The 7,155-nt window shown below is 69.8% G+C and carries 5 protein-coding genes and 1 tRNA gene; 1 reads left to right on the forward strand and 5 read right to left on the reverse strand.

The window, feature by feature from the left end:
• Nucleotides 1–406 precede the first annotated feature (406 nt).
• Nucleotides 407–479 (reverse strand) — tRNA-Thr (locus KGA66_RS27145).
• Between the two features lie 461 nt (nucleotides 480–940).
• On the opposite strand from KGA66_RS27145, the gene KGA66_RS27150 reads away from it, so the two are divergent.
• Entirely contained in the window at nucleotides 941–2,032 is a 1,092-nt protein-coding gene (locus KGA66_RS27150; protein WP_211472113.1) for an ABC transporter ATP-binding protein, read from the forward strand.
• A 190-nt stretch (nucleotides 2,033–2,222) separates the two neighbouring features.
• Here KGA66_RS27150 and KGA66_RS27155 read toward each other — a convergent pair whose 3' ends face one another.
• The 4 genes from KGA66_RS27155 to KGA66_RS27170 form a co-directional block, all read right to left on the reverse strand.
• Nucleotides 2,223–3,089 (reverse strand): LLM class F420-dependent oxidoreductase, encoded by an 867-nt coding sequence (locus tag KGA66_RS27155; protein WP_211472115.1) that lies wholly within the window; start codon nucleotides 3,087–3,089, stop codon nucleotides 2,223–2,225.
• 213 nt (nucleotides 3,090–3,302) lie between these two features.
• A complete protein-coding gene (rlmB, locus tag KGA66_RS27160) occupies nucleotides 3,303–4,313 on the reverse strand; it encodes a 23S rRNA (guanosine(2251)-2'-O)-methyltransferase RlmB (RefSeq protein WP_211472117.1) in 1,011 nt (336 codons plus the stop codon).
• A 129-nt stretch (nucleotides 4,314–4,442) separates the two neighbouring features.
• The gene (gene cysS, locus KGA66_RS27165; protein WP_211472119.1) at nucleotides 4,443–5,840 is read right to left on the reverse strand and encodes a cysteine--tRNA ligase; all 1,398 of its coding nucleotides are present in this window, start codon (nucleotides 5,838–5,840) and stop codon (nucleotides 4,443–4,445) included.
• 122 nt (nucleotides 5,841–5,962) lie between these two features.
• Nucleotides 5,963–6,934: an HhH-GPD family protein gene (locus KGA66_RS27170; RefSeq protein ID WP_211472121.1), complete on the reverse strand. Its 972-nt coding sequence runs from the start codon at nucleotides 6,932–6,934 to the stop codon at nucleotides 5,963–5,965.
• Between the last annotated feature and the right edge of the window lie 221 nt (nucleotides 6,935–7,155).

Consider the following 7,155-nt stretch of genomic DNA (forward strand, 5'->3'; position numbering starts at 1 on the left):
TGCCTGGCCCGCTCGGCCAGCTGTGCGATGGCCCGCGCATCGAGCAGGTCCGTCAGGTCCGCTCCCGACATCCCGGCCTCCGCCTCGATGGTAGTGATCGCCTCGGCGCTCTCTACCACAACCGGACCTTCCACATCAACAACGTCGATAGTCATAGGAATCAGTCCTCTCCACTGGTCCCCACCTTTATCGACACAGTCCCTCGGATAGATCGTGATCGACACCGGAGGTCCGTAGTCTCGCGGAGCGCGCGCCTTGGATATGCCCGGAGTATGCCCGCGTGGCGCGGTGGGCGTCACTGGTAGCTGGTCAATCTGGCACGGATCTGGCACGGGAACCCTGGACCGATATCAAGGTCTGGGTCTCCCGACTGTCTGCCGGGTCTGTGACCTGCGGCGAGTGTCTGAGCTGGTGAGGGGACTCGAACCCCTAACCACCTGTTTACAAGACAGGTGCGCTGCCAATTGCGCCACACCAGCGGGCTGCGGGCGGTGCCCGCGCCTCAGTGGTCAATCGTACCGGGCCGGTAAGCTGCGGCCCAGCGGGTTGTTCGGGTGTGATGCCTTGTCGCGTGTGGGCCCCGGTAACGAGGCGCCACGACGTTATCCGGATCGGCGCGCGGCGCGCGGCGCGCGGCGTGCGTGTGCGGTGCGCGGCGTGCGTGTGCGGTGCGCGGCGTGCGTGTGCGGTGCGTGCGGCGTGGTGCGGTGGGTGCCGCGCAGTGCGGTACTACGTAAGCTGTACAGGCGCACGTGGCGTCCGGCGTGCGGCGCGCGCGGAGCGAACCGGTTAGCGGCGGTGGGGTACGTTCAGGCACAGCATTGGCTGCTAGTGACAAGACGCTTGTCGGAAGATACGGTCAGCAAAGGCCGCTGTGCGGCCGCCTTCCAACTCGGATCGTCCGGCACGTTCCTGCCGGTTGAAGGGATAGGGCAAGCCCATGACAGGTGTCATTTACGAGGACGCTTCGTGCGTCTATCCGGGGGCGGAACGCCCCGCGGTCGACAAGCTGAACCTGGACATCCAGGACGGCGAGTTCCTGGTGCTGGTCGGGCCGTCGGGCTGCGGGAAGTCCACCTCCCTGCGGATGCTCGCAGGGCTGGAAGAGGTGACCGCGGGCACCATCCGGATCGGTGAGCGCGACGTCACGCACCTGCCGCCGAAGGACCGGGACATCGCGATGGTGTTCCAGAACTACGCGCTGTACCCGCACATGACCGTGGCCGAGAACATGGGCTTCGCCCTGAAGATCGCGGGCGTGCCGAAGACCGAGATCCGGCAGAAGGTCGAGGACGCCGCGAAGCTGCTCGAGCTGACCGAATACCTCGGACGCAAACCGAAGGCGTTGTCCGGAGGCCAGCGCCAGCGCGTCGCGATGGGCCGCGCCATCGTGCGCGAGCCGAAGGTCTTCCTGATGGACGAGCCGCTGTCGAACCTCGACGCGAAGCTGCGCGTGCAGACCCGCACCCAGATCGCCTCACTGCAGCGCCGCCTCGGGATCACCACCGTGTACGTGACGCACGACCAAGTCGAGGCCATGACGATGGGCGACCGCGTCGCGGTGCTCAAGGACGGCCTCCTGCAGCAGTGCGACACGCCGCGCCACATGTACGAGAAGCCGGCCAACGTCTTCGTCGCCGGCTTCATCGGCTCGCCGGCGATGAACCTCATCGAGGCCCCGATCGTCGAAGGCGGCGTCGCTTTCGACGGTACCGTGGTGCCGGTGGACCGCGACTCGCTCGGGCAGGCGTCGAGCCGCGGCGAGAGTTCCGTGACGCTGGGCGTGCGGCCCGAATCCTTCGACCTGACCAGCGACGGGACCGGCATCGCCGTGATCGTGAACGTGGTCGAGGAACTGGGCGCGGACGCGTTCGCGTACGGCACGGCGAAGGTCGGCGGCGGCGACGTGGACGTCATCGTCCGCGTGGACGCACGCAACACCCCGGCCAAGGGCGAGACGCTGCACTTCCTGCCGAAGCCGGGCGAAACGCACATCTTCTCGACCGTCAGCGGCGACCGTCTTTCGCAGTAGCAGTAGCCGAACCCACGCCCCGATCGGAAGAGTCGATCGGCCGCACGCCCAGCGCGGCGGGGCAGCGAGGTGAACGGCAAGGCGGAACGGCGAGGCCCCGCGCTCGGCGGAACGAGCGCGGGGCCGATGCCTTTTGTCGCGAGCGAGCGCAAGGACCCGTCGTTCGCGACAGGTCGATGCGACGACAGGCTCAGATGTCCCGGGTGAGACCGGCGACCTCAGACATCACACCGAGGTAGTGCTCGTTGGCGGCGGCGGGAGCCCCCAGGATCACATGCTCGAACCCGAGCTCGCGCAACCTCTCGGCGCGCTCGGCGACCGGCTTGGCCGTGCCGTCCGCCGCGAGCCGCACCAGCACCGTCTTCTCGATCTCGTCGAAGTCGCGGCCCTCGGCTTCGCAGTGGCCGCGCAGCACGTCGAGTTTGTGCGTCAGCCCCTCGTCGCCGACGTCGAACAGGTTGCACGCGTCCGCGTAACGGGCCACCAGACGCAGCGTCTTCTGTTCGCCGCCACCACCGATCAGCAGCCGGGGGCGCGGGGACGAGATCGCCGCCGGGACGTTGAGCAGCCGCCGCGGCTGGTAGTGCTCACCCTCGAAACCCGCGTCGGAGCCGGACCACATCGCGTCGGTGATGCGGATCGCCTCTTCGAGCCGCTCGAAACGCTCCTTGACCGAGGGGAACGGCACACCGTACCCCTCGTGCTCGTCCTGGTTCCACGCGGCGCCGATACCCAGATAGGCCCGGCCGCCGGAGAGCGCGTCGAGCGTGGTGACGGTCTTGCCGAGAATAGCCGGATTCCGGTACGTCACGCCGGTGACCAGCGTCCCGAGCGTGACCCGCTCCGTTGCGGCGGCGAGGAAGCCGAGGGCCGTGTAGCCCTCCAGCATCGGGTCCTCGGCCGGGCCGTTGACGGCGATCTGCCAGAAGTGGTCCATCACCCACAGGCTGTACAGACCGCCCTCCTCCGCGGTCCGCGCGACCTTGAGCAGATTCGGCCGGATGGCTGCGGCGCCGCCCGGCCAGTCGAAACGAGCGATGGTGTAACCGATGCGCACTCTGGACTCCTGCAGGAGACGGTTGGATGCGTAAAAGCCTACCCGCAATAGGAAAAAGGCCCCGGTGGACGCACTGAGCGAATTCCAGACTGACGGGGCGACATGCCGAATCCGGGCTCTGAGCTGCGGACGTGACGAAGCGACCTGTCCAGCTCAGCGCCGCACACGTGGCGCGGTTGATCGCGGCCCACCGGCGGGCGATCGGTGATATGCCTACAGCCGGTGTGCCTTGGCGCGGCGCTGGGCGACCTCGTAGAGCGCGATGCTCGTGGCGACGCCCGCGTTGAGAGACTCGGTCGTCGCAGCGATCGGGATGCGGACCGTCACGTCACAGGTCTGCTCGACCAGCCGGCCGAGGCCCTTGCCCTCCGAGCCGACGACCAGGACGAGCGGCTCGGCGCCGGCCTCCAGGTCCGCCAGGTCCGCCGTGCCGCGGGCGCTGAGTCCCGCGACCAGCAAGCCCTGCTTGCGGTAGGAATCCAAGGTGCGCACCAGGTTGCCGGCCTGCGCTACGGGCAGCCTGGCCGCGGCGCCCGCGGAGGTCTTCCACGCGCCCGCGGTCATGCCCGCCGAGCGGCGTTCGGGGACCAGCACCCCGTGCGCACCGAAGGCCGCCGCGGACCGGATGATCGCGCCCAGGTTGCGGGGATCGGTCACCCCGTCGAGCGCGACGATGAGGGGCGTCTCGGCGGCGTCGAGGGCACGGGTGAGCAGGTCGTCGGGGTGCGCGTACTCGTACGTCGGGATCTGGAGCGCGATGCCCTGGTGGATCGCGCCGTCGGTGAGCCGGTCGACCTCCTGGCGCGTCACCTCCATCAACGGGATCCCGCGGTGGTTCGCCAACGTGACGGCCTCACGCACTCGATCGTCGGCGTCGATGTTCTGCGCGACGAACAATGCGGTACCCGGCACGTCGGCGCGCAGGGCCTCGACTACCGAGTTCCGACCGGCGATCAGCTCGGAGATCTGCCGGTTGGCCTTGTAGGGCACCTTGGCGGCCGGGCGCTGACCGGCGGCCCGCGCCCGTGGTGCCTGCGCACGCTTGGTGGCGGCGTCGGCCTTCCGCTGCGCCGGGTGGCCCTTGCGCATCTCCGCGCGCGGCGTCGGACCCTTGCCCTCAAGGGACCTGCGCCGCTTGCCGCCCGAACCGACCTGTGCGCCCTTACGCGGAGAGCCCGCCTTGTTACCGCGTCCGCCCTGTCCGCCGCCCTTGCCGCCTGCCATGGTTGATCGCTCCAGAGTCTTCGGTCTCCGGTCGGGTGCTTCGGCCGGTTGTGTGAGGTGTGAGTTGTGAGGTTTGAGGGTCTCTCGGGCGGGTGATGGGCCGTCAGGCGCACCGACGCCGATGTGTGGTCAGCCGAGGGTCCAGCGCGGGCCGCCCGGGGTGTCCTCGACGACGATGCCGATCGCGGCCAGCCTGCTGCGGATCTCGTCAGCCGCGGCGTAGTCCTTGCGGGCGCGCGCGGCCTGCCGCTGCTCCAGGGCGACGACCACCAGGTTGTCGACGACCTCGCGCAGGTTCGCCGCGTCCCGGTCGGCCGCGGCGGACCACGGCTCGGCCAGCGGGTCCATGCCGAGCACGCCAAGCATCGCGCGCACGTCGCCGAGCCTCGCTTTCGCGCCTTCCTTGTCTCCGGCCGCCAGCGCGGTGTTCCCGGCGCGCACGCTCTGGTGCAGCACCGCCACAGCACCCGGGACCGCGAGGTCGTCGTCGAGGCAAGCCGCGAACTCGTCCGGGACCGCGACGGCGGGCTCGGTGGCGCCGACCAGCTCGAACGCCCGGGTGAGGAACTGCTCGATCCGCGAGAAAGCGACCGCGGCCTCTTCAAGCGCCGCCTCGGAGTACTCGATCATCGAGCGGTAGTGCGGCGTGCCGAGGTAGTACCGCAGCACGATCGGCCGGTAACGCCGCATCATGTCCGCGACGAGCACGGAGTTCCCGAGCGACTTCGACATCTTCTCGTTCGCCATGGTCACCCAGGCGTTGTGCATCCAGTACTGCGCGAACGCGTCACCGCGCGCCTTGGACTGCGCGATCTCGTTCTCATGGTGCGGGAAGATCAGGTCGATGCCGCCGCCGTGGATGTCGAAGCGCTCGCCGAGGTACTTGCGCGCCATCGCGGAGCATTCAAGATGCCAGCCGGGCCGACCGGGACCCCAGGGCGTATTCCAGTACGGTTCGCCGGACTTGGCGCCCTTCCACAGCGTGAAGTCCTGCGGGTCCCGCTTTGCGTTCTTGGGGTCCGCGTCGTCCGCGCTCCACATGTCGGCGACCCGCTGGTTGGACAGCGCGCCGTAGCCCGGAAAGCTGCGCACGTCGAAGTACACGTCGCCGCCGGCCGCGTAGGCGTGACCCCGGTAGATCAGGTCCTGCATCAGCTCGACCATCTCCGGGATGTGGCCGGTGGCGCGCGGCTCGATAGTCGGCGGCCGGCAGCCGAGACCGTCGTACGCGGCGGTGAACGCGCGCTCGTTGGCCTGGGCCAGCCGCCAGAACTCGACGCCCTGCTCGGCCGCCTTGCTCAGGACCTTGTCGTCGATGTCGGTGACGTTGCGCACGAACGTGACCTCGAAGCCGCGGTAGGCGAGCCAGCGGCTGAGGATGTCGAAGTTCACGCCGGAGCGGATGTGCCCGATGTGCGGAGCGGCCTGCACGGTGGCGCCACACAGATACAGCGAGACCTTGCCCGGCCGGATCGGGACGAAGTCGCGCACGCTTCGTGTGGCGGTGTCGTACAGGCGGATGCTCACACATACCAGGTTACCGGTTTAGGCGGCTACTCCCGCTCAACAGCAGGCGGCTTTCACGCGCGCTCCGGGCCAACTGCCCCGCGCGCGTCCCCAACCCGCCTGTGAAGTGCCAGGTGACCGGGTCAGGGCAGCCGGTACGTGCCGTCGCGCAGTTCGACCGCGAGGCCGTCCGCGAGCAGCCCGGCGAGCGCACGCTCGCGCTGCTCGGCGGCATGCCACACCGCGTCCAACGCCGGCTTCCCGACCGGTGATCGTGACTCGCGAAGCACGGCGAGCAGGCGGCCGCGGGCCTGCCGGTCGGTGCCGGCGTAAATCTGACCTCGGCGTGGGGGCCCGTCGTGGGGCGGCCGGCCGAGCCGGTGCCATGCGCACAGCTCGGTGATCGGGCAGCGCGCGCAGTCCGGCGTCTTGGCTGTGCACAGCAGCGCGCCCAGCTCCATCGAGGCCGCCGCCCAGGCTGCGGCGTCCCGCTGCGCCGACGGGAGTAGCGCCGTGGCGAGCGCGCGCTCGGCCGCGGTGAGCGAGTCCGCCGGGAATTCGACTCCTGAGAAGACGCGGGCGAGGACCCTGCGCACGTTCGTATCGAGGACGGCCGCTCGGCGGCCGAAGGCGAAAGACGCGATGGCCGCCGCGGTGTATTCGCCGACGCCGGGCAGGGCGCGTAGGGCCTCATAGTCGTCGGGCACTTGGCCGCCGTGCCGCTGCACGATGGAGGTCGCCGCGGCGTGTAGACGCAGTGCTCGGCGCGGGTAGCCGAGCCGTCCCCACGCACGCACGGCCTCGCCTGGCTCCTCGGCGGCGAGCGCGCTCGGTTCGGGCCACCGTGCGACCCAGGACTCGTACACAGGCAGCACGCGTGCGACCGGGGTCTGCTGGAGCATGAACTCGCTGACCATCACGGCCCACGCGCCCGCGTGCGGATCGCGCCACGGCAGATCCCTGCGATGCAGGGCGAACCAGGCGCGGGTGCGCTCGGTGACCTCGTCGGCGTGCTCGGGCGGCTGGGACACGCCGGCGCGGTCCGCGCAGTCCGGGGCGGCGGTGGCGCCGGGAGCGGTCACGGCGGTGCTCGCGGCGGTGGTCTGACTTGGCATCGGTCCTATGGTCGCATTGTCAAACACGCGCGTGGTGTTAATGCGACTGACGGTGTCTTGCATGCCATAAGGTTGCGTCCCGTGGGATCCTTCCTCCGCCCTGTCGGTTCGTTGCCGCCCGCGGTGTACTGGCGGCGCCGGATCCTGGTGTTCGGGGTTCCCCTGCTTCTGGTGGCGTTGACGGCGTACGCGTGCTCCGGATCGGGCGGCGGGGCCGGCGG

The organism is Actinocrinis puniceicyclus, assembly GCF_018283645.1.
Classification (GTDB): Bacteria; Actinomycetota; Actinomycetes; order Streptomycetales; family Catenulisporaceae; genus Actinocrinis; species Actinocrinis puniceicyclus.

Coding starts and splice junctions, on each gene's coding strand:
- KGA66_RS27150 (WP_211472113.1), top strand. CDS start 941: ATGACAGGTGTCATTTACGAGGACGCTTCGTGCGTCTATCCGGGGGCG.
- rlmB (WP_211472117.1), bottom strand. CDS start 4,313: ATGGCAGGCGGCAAGGGCGGCGGACAGGGCGGACGCGGTAACAAGGCG.
- KGA66_RS27170 (WP_211472121.1), bottom strand. CDS start 6,934: ATGCCAAGTCAGACCACCGCCGCGAGCACCGCCGTGACCGCTCCCGGC.